Source organism: Pseudomonas sp. B21-053 (genome assembly GCF_026016365.1).
In the GTDB taxonomy this organism is placed as follows: Bacteria; Pseudomonadota; Gammaproteobacteria; order Pseudomonadales; family Pseudomonadaceae; genus Aquipseudomonas; species Aquipseudomonas nunensis.
The window spans coordinates 2817236-2833552 of sequence record NZ_CP087205.1; the positions used below are offsets into that span (position 1 = coordinate 2817236).

Sequence of the window (16317 nt, forward strand, 5' to 3'; positions counted from 1 at the left end):
GTGGCCATGCAACAGATCAGATCGCAAGTGACCGAGCGCGACGGCTTGTTTGAGCTCGAAGCCGGCACCGACGTCCTCGACAGTCCCCGTTACAACCACGACATGGCACCGACCAAGGTGCACGAACGAACCTGGAACAAATGGCACATCACCGCGCTGTGGATCGGCATGTCGATCTGCGTGCCCACCTACACCCTCGGCGGCGTGCTCACCGCGTACTTCGGCCTGACGGTCGGCGAAGCGCTGCTGGCGATTCTGTTTGCCAACATCATCGTGCTGATCCCGCTGACCCTCAACGCGTTCGCCGGCACCAAGTACGGCATTCCGTTCCCGGTGCTGCTGCGTTCGTCCTTTGGCATCCTCGGTTCCAACGTGCCGTGCCTGATCCGGGCGCTGGTGGCGTGCGGCTGGTTCGGCATCCAGACCATGTTCGGCGGCTTGGCGATTCACCTGTTTCTCGGTTCAGTGTTCGAGGGCTGGAAATCCCTCGGCGGTACCGGTGAAGTCATCGGCTTCATGATCTTCTGGGCGCTGAACCTGTGGGTGGTGATCCGCGGTGCCGAATCGATCAAATGGCTGGAAACCCTGTCCGCGCCGCTGTTGGTGGCGGTGGGCGTCGGGCTGTTGGTGTGGGCGATGCCGAATGTGTCGATGACCGAGTTGCTGGCGATCCCGGCCAAGCGTCCGGAAGGGGCGAGCGTGGTCAGTTACTTCGCCGCCGGGCTGACCGCGATGGTCGGGTTCTGGGCGACGTTGTCGCTGAACATCCCCGACTTCAGCCGCTACGCGAAAAGCCAGAAGGACCAGATTGTCGGGCAGATCATTGGCCTGCCGCTGACCATGTTCCTGTTCGCCTCCCTCGGCGTGGTGATGACCGCCGCGTCGGTGAAACTGGTGGGCGTGACCGTCTCTGATCCGGTCACGTTGATCGGCCATATCCAGAGCCCGGTCTGGGTCGCCGTGGCCATGGCGCTGATCATCATCGCCACACTTTCGACTAACACCGCTGCGAACATCGTTTCGCCAACCAACGACTTCCAGAACATCGCCCCGAAACACATCAATCGCACCAAAGCCGTGTTGCTGACCGGGCTGGTCGGGTTGCTACTGATGGGGCATGAACTGCTGAAAAAACTCGGTTTGATCGTCTCTGACGTGAGCCTGGAAACCGTCTATTCCAACTGGTTGCTCGGCTATTCAAGCCTGCTCGGGCCGATTGCCGGGATCATGGTGGTGGACTATTTCCTGATCAAGAAACAGCAACTGGACCTGGCTGGCCTATACCGCGATGACGTGTACCCGGCCTGGAACTGGTACGGGTTTATCGCGTTTGGCGTGCCGGTGGTGCTGACGTTGCTGTCGCTGGGCAGCGATGCATTCAGCTGGTTCTACAGCTATGGCTGGTTTACCGGCTCGGCGCTGGGCGGGGTGATTTATTACGGGTTGTGCTCGATGCGCCCGAGCCCGTCCGTCGCGAAATCTCCGGTGTGAGCGCTGGCCTCTTCGCGAGCAAGCTCTGCTCCTACAGGTTTGTGCAGTCCCTTGTAGGCGCGAGGCTTGCCCGCGAAGGCGGCCTCAAATACACCAAAAATTTGCTTGAAGAAACTCATAAGAACAGCCTGAGGAGATCCCCATGAACGCTGCCGTAGACGTTCTGCAATCCACCCATCAGCACATCAACCGCGATCGCCTGTGGCAGTCGCTCATGGAACTGGCCAAACTCGGCGCCACGGTCAAGGGCGGGGTCTGTCGCCTGGCCCTGACCGACCTCGACCGCCAGGCCCGGGACATTTTCGTCAACTGGTGCGAAGAGGCCGGCTGCACCGTCACTGTCGACGGCATCGGCAATATCTTCGCCCGTCGCCCCGGCCGCAATCCCGACCTGCCACCGGTCATGACTGGCAGCCACATCGACACCCAGCCCACTGGCGGCAAGTTCGACGGCTGCTTCGGCGTGCTGGCCGGCGTCGAAGTGCTGCGCACCCTCAATGACCTCGGCGTGGAAACCGAAGCGCCGCTGGAAGTGGTGGTCTGGACCAACGAAGAAGGCTCGCGTTTCCCTCCGTGCATGATGGGCTCCGGCGTGTTCGCGGAAAAATTCACCCTTGAAGAAACCCTGGCCAAAGTCGATGCCGAGGGCGTCAGCGTCGGCGATGCGCTAAACGCCATCGGCTACGCCGGCCCACGCAAGGTCAGCGGCCACGCCGTCGGCGCCTATTTCGAGGCGCACATCGAGCAAGGCCCGATCCTCGAAGACGAACACAAAACCATCGGCGTGGTGATGGGCGCTCTCGGGCAGAAATGGTTCGACCTGAAACTGCGCGGCGTCGAAGCCCACGCCGGCCCGACCCCAATGCACCTGCGCAAGGATGCCCTGGTCGGTGCAGCCGTCATCGTCGGCGCGGTCAATCGCGCCGCCCTCGGCCATCAACCCCACGCCTGCGGCACCGTCGGTTGCCTGCAAGCCTACCCCGGCTCGCGCAACGTCATTCCCGGCGAAGTGCGCATGACCCTCGACTTTCGGCACCTGGAACCGGCGCGCCTGGATTCGATGATCGCCGAAGTGCGCGCAGTCATCGAAACCACCTGCGAAAAACACGGCCTGACCTACGAACTGACCCCCACCGCCGACTTCCCGCCGCTGTACTTCGACAAGGGTTGCGTCGACGCGGTCCGTGGCGCCGCGCAAGGGCTGGGCATGTCGCACATGGACATCGTCAGCGGGGCAGGGCACGACGCAATCTTCGTCGCCGAACTCGGCCCGGCCGGGATGATTTTCGTGCCGTGCGAAGGTGGGATCAGCCACAACGAAATCGAGAACGCCGCACCGGATGATCTGGCCGCCGGGTGTGCGGTGTTGTTACGGGCGATGCTGGCGGCGTCGGCGGCGATTGCCAGCGGTCAACTCGCGGCGTGAGTTGAAACCCGTAGCCGGTTCACGCCTCGACGCGACGTGAACCGGCGACGGCTCAGCGGGTTTCCTTGATGTCGTAGGTGTGCTGGATATGGAAGAACCCGCGAGGTGTCTGTTGGGTGCCCAGTTGCTGGTAATACGGATACCAATACTTGGCCATGATCCACAGGTATTCCGGGCACGCCGCCCGGGATTCCAGCCCCGGCGTAACGTCGAATTGCGCGGTGTTGTAGACCGCTTCGAGCATCGTCGCGCCGGGCATGCCGATGCCTTCATGGATCGGGTTTGGCGTGCGATCGGCGCCCCAGGCGTAGGCGAGCCAGCGCAGAATATGCTCCAGGCTATCGACCGGCGAGCGTGAATGCTGGAAGCGATTGATCGACTCGCGAATGGTCTGTTGCGGCACCGGCAGCGCAATCACGCAGACGTTTTCCCAGTGCGTGGCATCGGCAAAATGGCTCAAGGGCTGTTCCACCACGCCGTTGCGTTTGGTCGCGAACGCGGCCTGTTCCGGCTGGAACAGCGGCACATGGATGGCGGTGGTCTTGGCTGCCGAGCGCGGTGCCACGTTGATAAACGCAGACTCGGACCAATACGAAGGCAGCAGGTCATTACGCAAGTGAGACTGTGCCACCCGGAGACGAAACGCGAGGATGTCGATGGCACCGAACAGTGCGATGAACGACCACTCTTTCGGGTTCAGGTCGAGCTTCTGAATCGCCCGCAACACCCAGGCGTCATTGCCTTCCTGCTTGGTGCGTTTCAACGGTACGAAATCCGGGTTTTTATCCTTTGCCGAAGAATTGCGCGCGTGCGCCATGGCAGATCTCCTGTCGGATCGATTCAATAAAAGCGTAAGAGGTAGTTAGCGGTGGACTTGGGTTGCTTGAGTCGACTGTCGTTGCTGACTCCGAAAAAGGTCACTTTCATGTCCAGGCCGAAACCTGATCGGGTGAACTGCAACACGGCAATCTGATTGCCGTTGCACTGGAAATAGTTGTCCTGGGTGGTGCGGGACACGACGAAGCTATTGCGACTGCCAAACTTGTTCGTCAGGTCCTTTTCTTCCGGCGCTTCGGGGTAACCGGGCCAGTCCTTGCCGCGCAGGGTGTCGAGGGTGATTTTTGACAGTGAGCCACGGGGAATCATGGTCGATGGTGAGCAGATCACTTCGTACAACATTGGCGTCGGCTGCGAACCGTGGCGGGCCGCGCACACACGACTCCAGTGCACATCGCCGGTCAGGAACACCACCGGAATACCCTGGCTGGCCAGCCGCTCAAGTTGCACCTCGATCAGTTCAAATTGCTGATAGTTGGCCAGGTCGGCATCCACGTATTTTTTACTGAAGTCCCCCGGCGGCTTGGTAAACAGCGGTTGGCCTGCCGACAACACACCGACCTTGGGTGCGTTGTTCTGCTTGGCCAGGATCAGGTCATCGGCCCATTTTTGCAGGGCCATCGCGGCATCGTCGGGCATCAGGCGATTGAAGGTTTCATCGCGTCGGGTCCGGGTGTCGAGCAGCAAAATAATCAGCGGATCGACCTCGATGCGCTGGAAACCGGGAATCTCCTGCGGCGTCTTCGCCGGCCCGCCCAACTGGAAACCGGCGTACAAATCCATCGCAGTGTCAGACCAGTCCTGCTTGTCGACAAAGGCCAGCGGCGGCAGTTGAAACTGATCGAGCGGATAGTTGTTCCAGAACTCATGATCATCCGGGATGCAAGCGGTCGGCGCGGTCCGGAGCACCGATTGCAAGCCGCCAGTGCCCAGGGTGTCGGAACACCAGTTCTTGTAATACTTCTGGCCGATCAGCTTTTGCACGCCTTCCAGGCTGAAACGCCAGGACGGAATCACCGGCACATCCAGGTAAACCTGATCACCGACCATCAGGCTCAGGTGCGGCTTGTAGCCGGAGGGCAGGTGCGCGACAGCGCTCTCCAGCGCCTTGTCATCGCCATTGGGCTGGTAGTAACAGGACGTCAGGAGCACATTCAACGGCGCGCCGTTGGCCGGCACCGCATCAGGTTGGGACACAAACGCGAGGCTGTATTCGACACCGTTGGCAACGATGCGCAAACAGTGATTGATACCGGCGCCCAACCGGGCAAAGGTGAAAACGCCCTGGTGGTTCAGCGGTTTTTTCGCCGCATTCGTTGCGCCATCGTCGATTGGATAAAGCTTTTCCCCAGGCGCGGGGTTGGCCGGGACCTGTGAGGCCGGCGTCGCCCCCAGAAAAAACGTCGGCACCTGCGGGTTCTCGATGCCGAACAAACCGACCCAAAGTCGCACGGTGCTTCGTTGCGAGGGAAGGCTGATCAACGGGCGAGCGACCAGAATCATCGACTGTCTCCTTTACCTGCCTGGGTTTCCATACAAAGTCAGGGCCGGACACTGCTTGAAGTCGGGCGGGTGTGTTCATCAACTTTAGAACAGAGTGGGATGGGCATCGAAAAAAAGACTCAACGGTCTGTCGTCGTTGTTACCTGGTCGTCATCAAGGTGTGCGAGGTTGCCTCGACATGGGAAGCAAATGCCAAAGGAATGCTGCATGAAAGTGGTCACATCAGGTTCGGCCTATCTGGATATCGACGCGTACGCCTGCGCGATTGCCTATGCCGAATTACTCAATCTTCAAGGCGTCGAGGCGCGCGCGGTCAGTAGCGCGGCGCCCAATGCCAGTGTCTCGAAAACCGTCCTCGACTGGCCGGTTACCCTGGACGACTACCTGCCCGTGGCCGGCGATGAATTCGTGCTGGTGGACGTCTCTGACTATGATCATTTTGATCCGCTGGTGGTGCTCGATCAGGTAGTGGAAGTGATCGATCACCATCCAGGTTTCGAGCATTACTGGACGCAGAAACTGAGCGGCGCCGCTGACATCCGGCAGATCGGCGCTGCCGCGACGCTCGTGTTTGAACGTTGGGAAGCGGCAGGGTTATTGCCGCAAATCAGCGAACAAAGCGCAGCCCTGCTGGCGACCGCGATCCTCGACAACACGATGAACTTCACAGGGCGACAGGTCACTGAAGCGGATATCCGGGCGTATGAGACGCTGATGCGGTACGCCAAACTGCCCGAAGACTGGCCTGAACTGTATTTCCTCGAATGCCAGTCGATGATCGAATCCGATCTTGCCGCAGCGTTGGCGGCGGACATGAAACGGATGAAGCCGGAAACAGGTTTGCCTCAGGTATTTGCGCAGATGACGGTGTGGAATGCCAAGGCATTGATTCAGCTGCATCGTCAAACGATCGCTGAATGGCTGGCGGTACAAGGGGATGACTGGCTGCTGAATGTCATCAGTATTAGCGAGCGCAGGAGTTATTTTCTGGCGGGACCTATTATCAGTCAGCAGAAGTTAAGCGATTTGCTGCAGGTCTGTTGTCAGTCCGGGATGCTTGTTTTTGAACGGGCTATCTTGCGCAAAGAATTGGTTGCGATGGGGTTGGCTGCTTCGATCAGTGCGTAACTAAATCAGTGCGCCGAAAAGATCGCAGCCTTCGGCAGCTCCTACAGGAACCAGGTACATCCGATGTTTCGTGTTGTATGCAACTTCTGTAGGAGCTGGCGGGGCCTGCGATCTTTTGACTGGCGGTGAACCGCGCAAGGACAGGCAGACTAGACCCATTGTGGGAGCGAGCTTGCTCGCGATGACGGTAGAACATTCAGCATCTGTGTTACCTGATTCACCGCTTTCGCGAGCAAGCCCGCTCCCACAGGTTTTGCGTATGCCTTAAAAACAACGGCGTCACTCAATCAGCCGTGGCGGTTAAACCGGCGGCGTTGCCTCTTCTGCAGCAATGGCGGCCTGGACGCTTGGGCGTGCTTCGATCCGGTCCATGAACGAGGCCAATACCGGCCAGTCCTTGATGTCGATCTTGAAGAACGGCAACCATTTGAGGACGGTGAACAGATAGCCGTCGGCCAGGCCGAAGGTGCCCATCAGGTAGTCACGTTTGACCAGCGCTTCGCTCAGGTATTCAAAGCGCTGGAACAGCTTTTGCCGGAAAACAGTCTTGGTGGCTTCCGGGAAATCGGTGTTGAACAGCGGAGCGCAACCGCTATGAATCTCTGACGAAATGAAGTTCAGCCATTCTTGCAGGCGAACCCTTTCCCAGCTGCCATTTGCCGGTGCCAGTGTGTTGCCCGGCACCAGATCGGCCAGGTACTGGATGATCGCCGGCCCTTCGGTCAGCACTTCGCCGTTATCCAGTAACAGGGCGGCCACGTAGCCCTTGGGATTGATGTCGAGGAAGTTGCGCCCGTCAGCGGTTTGCTTGGTCTTGTTGTTGATACGGATCAACTCGAAGGCAAGACCCAATTCGCGCAGCACGATGTGCGGGGACAATGAGCAAGTCATGGGGGCGAAGTACAGCTTCATGTTTATCTCCTTATAAAGGGGGAGTCGCTTACCGGGCGTGTCGCGTTCCAGCATCGTGGAGTACGCCTGTGAACACTGCTCTGGACAGCTTGGTCGAATGCCAGGCGACGCTAGGATCCGCGATAGCTGAAACATTTCGCAATGGACTTCTTGGCTGCTACCTTATGACAAAATCTCATGAGTATCATCAAGACGTATGGCCACCAGAATTCCGTCCCTCAATGGCTTGAGAGCGTTCGAGTGTGCAGCCCGGCACATGAGTTTTACCAAAGCGGCAGAAGAGTTGAACGTCACTCAAACTGCAATCAGCCATCAGATTCGACGACTCGAAGATGAACTGGGTATCCGACTGTTCTTGAGACTAAAGGACGGCTTGGCATTGACCAGTGAGGGGCACTCTTACTTGCCCGGCATTCGTTCTGCCTTTCAGGAAATACGCTATTCAACAGAAAGGTTGATGGACACCTGCAACAACAGCGTGTTGACCATCAGCACCCTGGTTTCATTGGCCTCTAAATGGCTGTTGCCCCGGTTGGCGTCATTCCAGGAAGCGTTTCCCACTATTGATGTGCGTGTCACGGCTTCCACAGAACTGGTCGACTTTCGCAAGGGTGGAATCGACGCAGCCATCCGTTACGGTTTCGGCGAGTGGAAGGGGTTACGCGCCGACTGGCTGATGTCCGATGAAGTTTTTCCAGTGTGCAGTCCCAAGTTGTTGACGGGTCCAAACGCCTTGAAAAGTCCGGCTGACCTGGCCAATCAGACACTGTTGCAAGTCAGCGGGATGACCAGTAACGACTGGAATATCTGGTTGAGTGCCGCCGGGCAACCGAAAAAATTGGCCGAAGACACCCGACTGACATTTGACCTGGCGATGATGGCGGTACAAGCGTCCATCGACGGTTTGGGCGTTTGCATTGGACGCTCAACTTACGTTGATGATGATCTGCAGGCCGGTCGATTGGTTGCACCGTTTGATCTGAAGTTAAAGTCCGACCTCGGTTTTTATCTCGTGACCCCGATTGAGTTAGCCAACTCGAAAAAAGTCGTGGCCTTTAGAACCTGGTTGATTGATTTGGTGAAGAACTCGGACACCCCCAAAATCAATGAAATTCTAAGTTGATTTCCCGACAGCCAAAACGGCCACAGTCTTTATCTTCAAACGCTGCATGGCGGGTGTCCGCCACGAGCGTTGAGCTGGTTCGGTTGCACGATCGTAATCCCCCGCGGTCGTAATCTTCACAGGGCGGCGCGTAACAGCGCCGCCGCAATTTGTGGAGATCCAATGAGCCAGGACGTCCTGACCACCGAAACCAATCGTCGGCAGTTGCAGCAGATCATCGCCGGTTTGTCCGACGGGGTGATTCTGCTTGAGCTTGACCAGACCATTCTCTGGGCCAATGACGCCGCGCTGGCCATGCACGGAGTCAGCCAGATTGGCGATTTGGGCGCCAATGCCGAGGAGTACGCCCAGCGCTTCGCCTTGCGTTATCGCAACAATCACCCGGTGCCGGCGGACAATTACCCGATCAACCGGATCGCCCGCGGCGAGATTTTCAGTGATGTGCTGGTCGAAGTGATGCCGGCCGACGACGAAGAACGCATGCGGGTCCATAGCGTACGCAGCATGGGGCTTGCTAACGGCGCCAGTGAGCCGGAATCCCTGGTGCTGATCATGAGCGACGTCACCGAATGGGCTAGCGCCGAGCAACGTTTCGAGAAAACCTTTAACGCCAACCCGGCCCCGGCGGTGATCTGCCGTCTCAGCGATTTGCGCTACATCAAGGTCAATCAGGGCTTCCAGGAAATGACTGGTTATAGCCGTGACCAGGTGATCGGCGTGTCGATCTATGAGCTGGACATCCTGGAAGGTGCGGAAAAGAAAGACTTGGCGATCGAGCGTCTGCGCCAGCATTCGACCATTCCGCAGATGCAGGCCGAGCTGAAACTGCCGGATGGCAGTACTAAGCAGGTGATCGTCGCCGGGCAGCCTTTGGAGCTCAACGAAGAAGACTGCATGCTGTTTTCATTCGTCGACATGGAACCGCGTTACAAGGTCGAACTCGCCCTGCGCCAGAGCGAGGAACGTTTCGCCAAGGCTTTTCGCCTGACGCCGGTGCCGACGCTGGTGTGCAGCGCCGAGAACCAACTGGTGATCGACGTCAACGAAGCCTTCCTCGATACCCTGGGCTACCCCAGCGAGGAGGTCCTCGGCAAGACCGTGACCGAGGTCGATTTTATTGACGACAAAAGCACCCGCACGCGACTGTTCGCCGCGCTGGAGAAGGCCGGCAGCCTGGATCGTGTTGATGTGCAGGTGCGCAAAAAGGGCGCCGAACTGATCGAGTGCACTGTGTCCGCCGACACCGTGAACATCCAGGACAGCCCCTGCTACCTGCTGGTGTTTATGGACATCACCGAGCGCAAACGCACCGAGCTGGAACTGGTGTCGGCGATTGAAGAGGTGATGAAAGACGCCTCCTGGTTCAGCCGTACGCTGATCGAAAAACTCGCCAACGTGAAGAGCGTCAACTCGCCGAAGTTGCCCAGCGTGTCGTTCACCGACCTCACGGCCCGGGAGCGCGATGTGCTCGGGCTGATCTGCGAAGGCCTGGCCGACAAGGAAATCGCCGCGCGGTTGAAACTGGCACCGAACACCGTGCGCAATCACGTTTCCACGGTGTATTCGAAGCTGGATGTGCACAGTCGCAGCGAGGCGATTGTCTGGGCCCGGGAGCGTGGTTTGTTCTCGAGCGAGTGGCGACCAAAGGGCCAGCGATAAGGTGCAAATGCACTAGTGGGGAGGGTGCAAATGGATGTTCTGGCGGGGGGCGACAGTTCTTAGTCTGTCAGGGTGCGAAAGGCGTCTTCGGAGCGCTATCGCGTACCCTTCGAAACAGCTAGAGGAACAGCCAGATGGCTTATCAACAGTTCAATAAAGTGTTCGATCAAGCAGTGTTGGTCGGGTGAATCGGATGATTTATCTAGCGCAGTTGCGTGCTCAACTGGAGCGCAGTTTTTCGCCACTGGCTTGTGAATGCACGCTCACGGGCGACAACTCCTTGACCGTGAAGCTCTATCACCCGGCGTCTGGCCAGGTGGATCTGGTGGTCAGCGGGTTGAGTGTGGCGAACCTCAGGACCCCGGATGCAGTGGTCGCATTGATCGAAGAGCTGCGGTATGAGCTTGAGAGCAATGGCTTGCACCGCCCCGAAACTTCGTAAGTCATAAACACTTGTGGGAGCGGGCTTGCTCGCGAATGCGGTGTGTCATTCAGTTATGAAGTCGACTGATACACCGCATTCGCGAGCAAGCCCGCTCCCACAGTAGATTGATGGTGTTCTCGCCATTTGTGATCGATACATCCCCCTCGTTTCATGGTGTTTACTGGCATTGGCCGATAGCTAGGCTATAAGAAATGCGTGGTACTTATTTTTCTGTGACCGGTCCGCGGCTGCGCGGTGTTTTTTTGGGTCGCGGAAATACGTCGATTACCCACCGCAGGTCTGCCTATGAACAGTCTTGGGAAACGCGTTTTCACGCCACTGTCGCTCGCATTTTGCGCGTTGATACTCAGTGGTTGTGCCAGTCCACCACCTCCGCCCCCCGTGACACCACCGCCACCGCCTGAACGTACCTGTGAAACCCTGGATAAAACCGATGTGATGGGCGACGCGCGCCAGGACGAACAGGTGACTCGAACTACCACGACCACCCGCTGCGTGACTCAATAATCAAGCGGATACTGAATAACCTGTGGCGAGGGAGCAAGCTCCCTCGCCACACAAGCATTACACCTCTTCAAGCCTGACCCAGCGTGACTCGTCGGCAGCCAGACGTATCGCGGTCGCCAATCGCTCGACTTCCCACGCCTGCTCGAAATCTGTCCCGCCCTGGCTGAGCCCGGCCAACGCCATCACCAGGTCATGCACTTCCAGTGTCTTGAGTTCGTTGTAGCCCAGTTGATGCCCGGCCGCCGGGCTGAACGCCGCGTAGCCCGGCAAGTTCGGCCCCGCCAGCAAACGCTGGAAGCCATCCTGACCGGCACGAAACAGACGTAATTCATTCAAGCGTTCCTGATCGAAGGCGAGGGTGCCTTTGGTGCCGCTGATCTCGAAACTCAGGTGATTCTTGTAGCCGTGTTTGAGCCAACTGCTGCTGAACGTGCCCCGGGCGCCATTGGCAAAACGCAGCAGCGCATGCACCTGATCGTCCACCGCGATGCTGCGTTGTTCCTGGCTGCCGACAGTGGCGGGGCGCTGCCGGTGCACAGTCTGGGTGTCTGCGGACACCGCTTCGACATCGCCCACCAGATAACGCGCCATCGCCAGCAAGTGACTGCCCAGGTCCGCCAGCGCACCACCGGCATGCGCGGCATCGCAACGCCAGGACCAGGGCGAGGCGGCATCGGCCATGAAATCTTCGCTGAACTCACCCTGGAAACTGATGAGGTCGCCCAGTTCGCCGTTCTGAATCAGTTCCCGCGCCAGCCCAATCATCGGGTTGTGCTGATAGTTGTAACCAACCCGCGTCACCACACCCGCCACTTTGGCCGCCAGGCGCATGGCGTTGGCCTGTTCGAGGCTGACCGCCAAAGGCTTTTCGCAATACACCGGTTTGCCAGCGGCGAGGGCGGCCATGGCCATGGGGTAGTGCAGATGATTGGGCGTGGTGATGGCGATCAGGTTGACCTTCGGGTCGTCGATCAGTAGTTGCCAGTCACTGTGGGCGCCGTCGAAACCCCAGGCCTCGGCACACTGCCGCGCGCGCTGCGGATCGGCATCGGCCAGGGCGGCGAGTTTGAGCTTCAAGGGCAGCTCGAAGACCGCACTGACGTTACGAAACGCCAGGGCGTGGGCACGGCCCATGAAACCTGTGCCGATGAGTCCGATACCAAGTTCGCGCATAGCCGGGGTCCTTTTGGATTTTTGTTTTCAGGAAGGCTATTTATGGAATAAATATTCTCTATATGCAAGATGTGGAATAAATATTCTCAATCCGCTGATGTCCCCGTAGGAGCTGCCGAAGGCTGCGATCTTTTGACGTTGGCGACTTCATAATCGCCAAATCGAGATCAAAAGATCGCAGCCTTCGGCAGCTCCTACGTTGGGATTGCGTTCTGATTGGCAATAAAAAGGCAGCCCTGAGGCTGCCTTTTTTGTGTTCCGGCGAATCAAATCAGGACAGGAACCCACCGTCCACATTCAACGAAACCCCAGTCGTATAGCTCGACGCATCACTCGCGAGATACAACACCGCGCCCGCCATCTCACTCGGATCCGCCACGCGCTTCAACGGAATCTGCTGCAGTGCGGTCTTCAGAATCGCATCGTTCTTCACCAGCGCCGACGCAAACTTGGTGTCGGTCAGGCCTGGCAGCAGGGCGTTGCAGCGGATGCCGAATTGCGCGCATTCCTTGGCGAAGACTTTGGTCATGTTGATCACCGCCGCCTTGGTCACCGAATAGATGCCCTGGAAGATCCCCGGCGAAATGCCGTTGATCGACGCCACGTTGATGATGCTGCCGCCGCCGTTGTCGCGCATCAGCTTGCCGGCTTCCACCGACATGAAGAAGTAGCCGCGGATGTTCACGTCGACGGTTTTCTGGAAGGCACTGAGGTCGGTGTCCAGCACGTTGCAGAACTGCGGGTTGGTCGCGGCGTTGTTGACCAGAATGTCCAGGCGCCCGAACTGTTCGCGGATGGCGGCGAAGACTTGGGTGATCTGTTCCATTTCGCCGATGTGGCAGGCGATGGCAGTGGCTTTGCCGCCGGCGGCGATGATCGCGTCGGCCACGTGTTGGCAGCCGTCGAGTTTGCGGCTCGAAACGATCACATGGGCGCCTTGCTGGGCCAGCAGTTTGGCAATGGCTTCACCGATGCCACGGCTGGCACCGGAGACGAAAGCGATCTTGCCGTCGAGGTCGAACAACTGAGTCTTGGACATGGGATTCTCTTATAAAAAGTCTTATTAGACAGTCTGGATCAGAGGCTGGATTTCGAAATGACCTGCAAGCTCATCTGCTCCAGCAGTTTGTTCATGTGAATGAACTGCGCGAAGCGTTTGTCCTGGGTCTGACCATGGAAGAAACGGTAGTAAATCTGCTGCACGATGCCGGCCAGGCGGAACAGGCCGTAGGTGTAGTAGAAGTCGAAATTGTCGATCTGGATGCCGGCGCGTTCGGCGTAGTAATCGACGAATTCGCGGCGGGTCAGCATGCCCGGCGCGTGGCTTGGCTGGCGGCGCATCAGTTGCACCGGCGCCGGGTCGCCGGCCTCGATCCAGTAGGCGAGGGTGTTGCCCAGATCCATCAGCGGGTCGCCGAGGGTGGTCAGTTCCCAGTCGAGCACACCGATGATTTCCATCGGGTTGTTCGGGTCGAGGATCACGTTGTCGAAGCGGTAATCGTTGTGGACGATGCTCGACGTCGGGTGATCGGCCGGCATCTTGTCGTTGAGCCAGGCTTTGACGGCTTCCCACTGTGGCGCGTCGGGGGTCAGGGCTTTCTCGTGGCGTTCGCTCCAGCCTTTGATCTGCCGTGCGACATAGCCTTCGGGTTTGCCGAGATCGGCCAGGCCACAGGCCTTGTAGTCAACCCGGTGCAGCTCAACGAACTTGTCGATAAAGCTTTTGCACAGCGCTTCGGTCTTGGCCGAATCCAGGCCCAGTTCCGGCGGCAGTTCCGAGCGCAGGATGATGCCGTTGACCCGTTCCATCACATAGAACTCGGCGCCGATCACTGATTCGTCGGTGCAGTGTACGTAGGCCTTCGGGCAGTACGGAAAGCCGTCCTTGAGCTGATTGAGAATGCGGAATTCGCGGCCCATGTCGTGGGCGGACTTGGCCTTGTGGCCGAACGGCGGACGTCGCAGGACGAATTCTTGTTCGGGGTATTCCAGCAAGTAGGTCAGGTTCGACGCGCCGCCAGGAAACTGGCTGATCACAGGTTCGCCACTCAAGCCCGGAATATGTGCCTTGAGGTACGGATCGATCAGGCTGGCATCGAGTTCTTCGCCGGAGCGGATACGGGTGGACTGGTCAGTAAGCGCCATGCTTATCCCTTCTGCTTATTTTGGAGGCCAGACATCATTGGCTAATCTAATGGTGAGACGGGCGTGCCACAAGCGCGGCTCGGTCTTATAGGTTAGCGTGTTGCTGGATAATCAGCGTTCCTGATATGCGGGATCGGGCATCGCGGCATATGGTTCAGGGGATGCAACGCATCCAGGAACGAGCTTTGAAATGGCTTGCTCGCGAAGGCGGTGTGTCAGGCGACAATGATGCTGGATGTGCCGACCTCTTCGCGAGCAGGCTCGCTCCCACAGGGGATCTTCAGTGGATGCAGGATGTGTGTACTGCACCAATCAAAAATGTGGGAGCTGTTTTGTTTCAGACCGTCCGGGTAATCACGGAGGTCGGTAAGGTAATCGGCGTCAACACTGGCCGGCCGGCAAAGAACGCCACCAGGTTTTTGCCCACCAGTTCCACGGTGCCTTGGGTCGCTTCCGGGGACAGGCCGGCGACATGGGGCGTCAGGATTACGTTGGTCAACGCCTTGAGGGCGTCGGGCACTTTGGGTTCGTGGTCGAACACATCCAGTGCGGCACCACCAATCCTGCGTTGTTCCAGAGCGCTGATCAGATCCGCCGTGACCACCACACTGGCGCGGGCGATGTTCACCAGAAAACCGTTAGGCCCCAGCGCGTCCAGCACCTGGCGGTTGATCAAGTGCTGCGTGCCCACACCGCCAGGCGTGGCGATGATCAAGAAGTCCGAAGCCCTGGCCAGTTCCGTCGGCGTCGAGCAGTAGCTGTAGGGCACATCGCTGCGGTGCTGGCGATTGTGATAACTCACGCTCATGTCGAAACCATTGCCCGCACGCTTGGCGATCGCCATGCCGACCGCCCCCAGCCCGAGAATGCCCAGGCGTTTGCCCGACAGGGAAGGACGCATGATCTTCGGCCACTCGCCACGGCGCACGGCGGCATCGGCTCGGGGAATGTCACGCACCAGCGACAACAACAACGCCATCGCGTGGTCGGCCACCGACGAGGCATTGACCCCGGCGCCATTGGTTACGGTAATGCCGCGGTCGCTGGCTGCTTGCAGGTCGACGTGCTCATAACCGGCGCCGATCACGCAGATGATTTTCAGCGCGGGCAGGTCGGCAATCTCTTCGGCATATAAACCCAGCGGGCCGCGAGTCAGCACGGCATCGATGCGCGATCCGTGGGAAGCAATGGCTTGGGCTCGTTCGGCAGGTGTAGGCGCCAGAATCAGGTGAAAGCCCTGATGTTCGAGAATCGGTAGGTAATCATTAATGGTTTCAACCAATACCAGAACGGTTGCAGTCATGCTGGGCTCCTGGGGGCATCGAAATGTCGGGGCTCGTAAGTCGTCTCAGATTGCTGATTCCAGAGCGGTTTGGCAATCGCCAAAGATCGCAGGCTTCACACAGTGTAGGAGCTGGCGAAGCTTGCGATCTTTCAGCACGCTAGAAAATGACGTCTGCGGCATTCGAGACCTTGGCGAACGCACCGTTCAAGGTCGCGTTATGGTGCTCGATGATTGCCCGGGCCGGCAGGGCGGGTGTGTCCATGCAGGTGTGGGCATCGGCCACCAGCACCGGTTTGAACCCCAGATCGGCCGCCGCCCGGCAGGTACTGTCGATGCAGTACTGGGTTTTCATGCCGACGATGTGCAACTCGTCGATCCCGCCGGCCCGCAACTGCTCCGCCAGCGCCGTCCCGTGAAAGGCATTGGGTTTGCGCTTGTCGAACAGGATGTCGGTCCCGGGATTCAGCTCCAGGGCAGGCAGCAACTGCCAAAAGGCACTGCCGACCTCGATCGGAGAGCCTTGCGGGCCGGTGTGGCGCACCGCAAAGATCGGTATCTCGCGTTCCCGGGCACGGCGGATAAGCTGCTGGATATTGGCCAGTATCCGTTCGCCGTCGTGGGGTTGGTCCGGGCCATTGAACAGGCCGACCTGCATATCGATGATCAAAAGTGCCGATGACATA

14 protein-coding genes are annotated in these 16317 nt (G+C 58.7%); 6 read left to right on the forward strand and 8 right to left on the reverse strand.

Translation table 11 applies throughout. The features are described from left to right. The first annotated feature begins 6 nt into the window (after positions 1-6). On the forward strand, positions 7-1491 hold the full coding sequence (locus LOY68_RS13065; RefSeq protein ID WP_265045002.1) for an NCS1 family nucleobase:cation symporter-1: 1485 nt from the start codon (positions 7-9) through the stop codon (positions 1489-1491). A 142-nt stretch (positions 1492-1633) separates the two neighbouring features. Beyond that, positions 1634-2917, forward strand: coding sequence for a Zn-dependent hydrolase (locus LOY68_RS13070; RefSeq protein ID WP_265045003.1), 1284 nt, complete (start codon positions 1634-1636; stop codon positions 2915-2917). 52 nt (positions 2918-2969) lie between these two features. Here LOY68_RS13070 and LOY68_RS13075 read toward each other — a convergent pair whose 3' ends face one another. Beyond that, a complete protein-coding gene (locus LOY68_RS13075) occupies positions 2970-3734 on the reverse strand; it encodes a hypothetical protein (RefSeq protein WP_054615142.1) in 765 nt (254 codons plus the stop codon). A gap of 23 nt (positions 3735-3757) precedes the next feature. Next, positions 3758-5257, reverse strand: coding sequence for a hypothetical protein (locus LOY68_RS13080; protein ID WP_265045005.1), 1500 nt, complete (start codon positions 5255-5257; stop codon positions 3758-3760). Positions 5258-5464: 207 nt separating this feature from the next. Here LOY68_RS13080 and LOY68_RS13085 point away from each other — a divergent pair, with 207 nt between their 5' ends. Continuing rightward, positions 5465-6385: a DHH family phosphoesterase gene (locus LOY68_RS13085; protein WP_265045007.1), complete on the forward strand. Its 921-nt coding sequence runs from the start codon at positions 5465-5467 to the stop codon at positions 6383-6385. A 300-nt stretch (positions 6386-6685) separates the two neighbouring features. On the opposite strand, the gene gstA is transcribed toward LOY68_RS13085, so the two are convergent. Beyond that, entirely contained in the window at positions 6686-7297 is a 612-nt protein-coding gene (gene gstA / locus LOY68_RS13090) for a glutathione transferase GstA (RefSeq protein WP_265045008.1), read from the reverse strand. 196 nt (positions 7298-7493) lie between these two features. On the opposite strand from gstA, the gene LOY68_RS13095 reads away from it, so the two are divergent. From LOY68_RS13095 to LOY68_RS13105, 3 genes are all read left to right on the forward strand, one after another. Further along, positions 7494-8420 carry a transcriptional regulator GcvA gene (locus LOY68_RS13095; RefSeq protein ID WP_265045009.1) on the forward strand — a complete coding sequence of 309 codons (927 nt, stop codon included), beginning with the start codon at positions 7494-7496 and terminating at the stop codon, positions 8418-8420. Positions 8421-8582: 162 nt separating this feature from the next. Continuing rightward, positions 8583-10079, forward strand: a complete 1497-nt coding sequence (locus LOY68_RS13100) for a helix-turn-helix transcriptional regulator (protein ID WP_265045011.1) — start codon at positions 8583-8585, stop codon at positions 10077-10079. 193 nt (positions 10080-10272) lie between these two features. Further along, complete coding sequence (locus LOY68_RS13105; RefSeq protein WP_163909718.1) at positions 10273-10521, forward strand: DUF1652 domain-containing protein; 249 nt, start codon at positions 10273-10275, stop codon at positions 10519-10521. Between the two features lie 567 nt (positions 10522-11088). Here LOY68_RS13105 and LOY68_RS13110 read toward each other — a convergent pair. From LOY68_RS13110 to LOY68_RS13130, 5 genes are all read right to left on the reverse strand, one after another. Further along, complete coding sequence (locus LOY68_RS13110; RefSeq protein WP_265045013.1) at positions 11089-12204, reverse strand: Gfo/Idh/MocA family protein; 1116 nt, start codon at positions 12202-12204, stop codon at positions 11089-11091. Positions 12205-12475: 271 nt separating this feature from the next. Beyond that, a complete protein-coding gene (locus LOY68_RS13115; protein ID WP_054047414.1) occupies positions 12476-13243 on the reverse strand; it encodes an SDR family oxidoreductase in 768 nt (255 codons plus the stop codon). Positions 13244-13281: 38 nt separating this feature from the next. Continuing rightward, a complete protein-coding gene (locus tag LOY68_RS13120; protein ID WP_265045016.1) occupies positions 13282-14349 on the reverse strand; it encodes a phosphotransferase family protein in 1068 nt (355 codons plus the stop codon). Positions 14350-14686: 337 nt separating this feature from the next. Then, entirely contained in the window at positions 14687-15652 is a 966-nt protein-coding gene (locus tag LOY68_RS13125) for a 2-hydroxyacid dehydrogenase (RefSeq protein WP_265045017.1), read from the reverse strand. A gap of 139 nt (positions 15653-15791) precedes the next feature. After that, positions 15792-16316 carry a cysteine hydrolase family protein gene (locus LOY68_RS13130; RefSeq protein WP_163909723.1) on the reverse strand — a complete coding sequence of 175 codons (525 nt, stop codon included), beginning with the start codon at positions 16314-16316 and terminating at the stop codon, positions 15792-15794. Position 16317 lies beyond the last annotated feature (1 nt).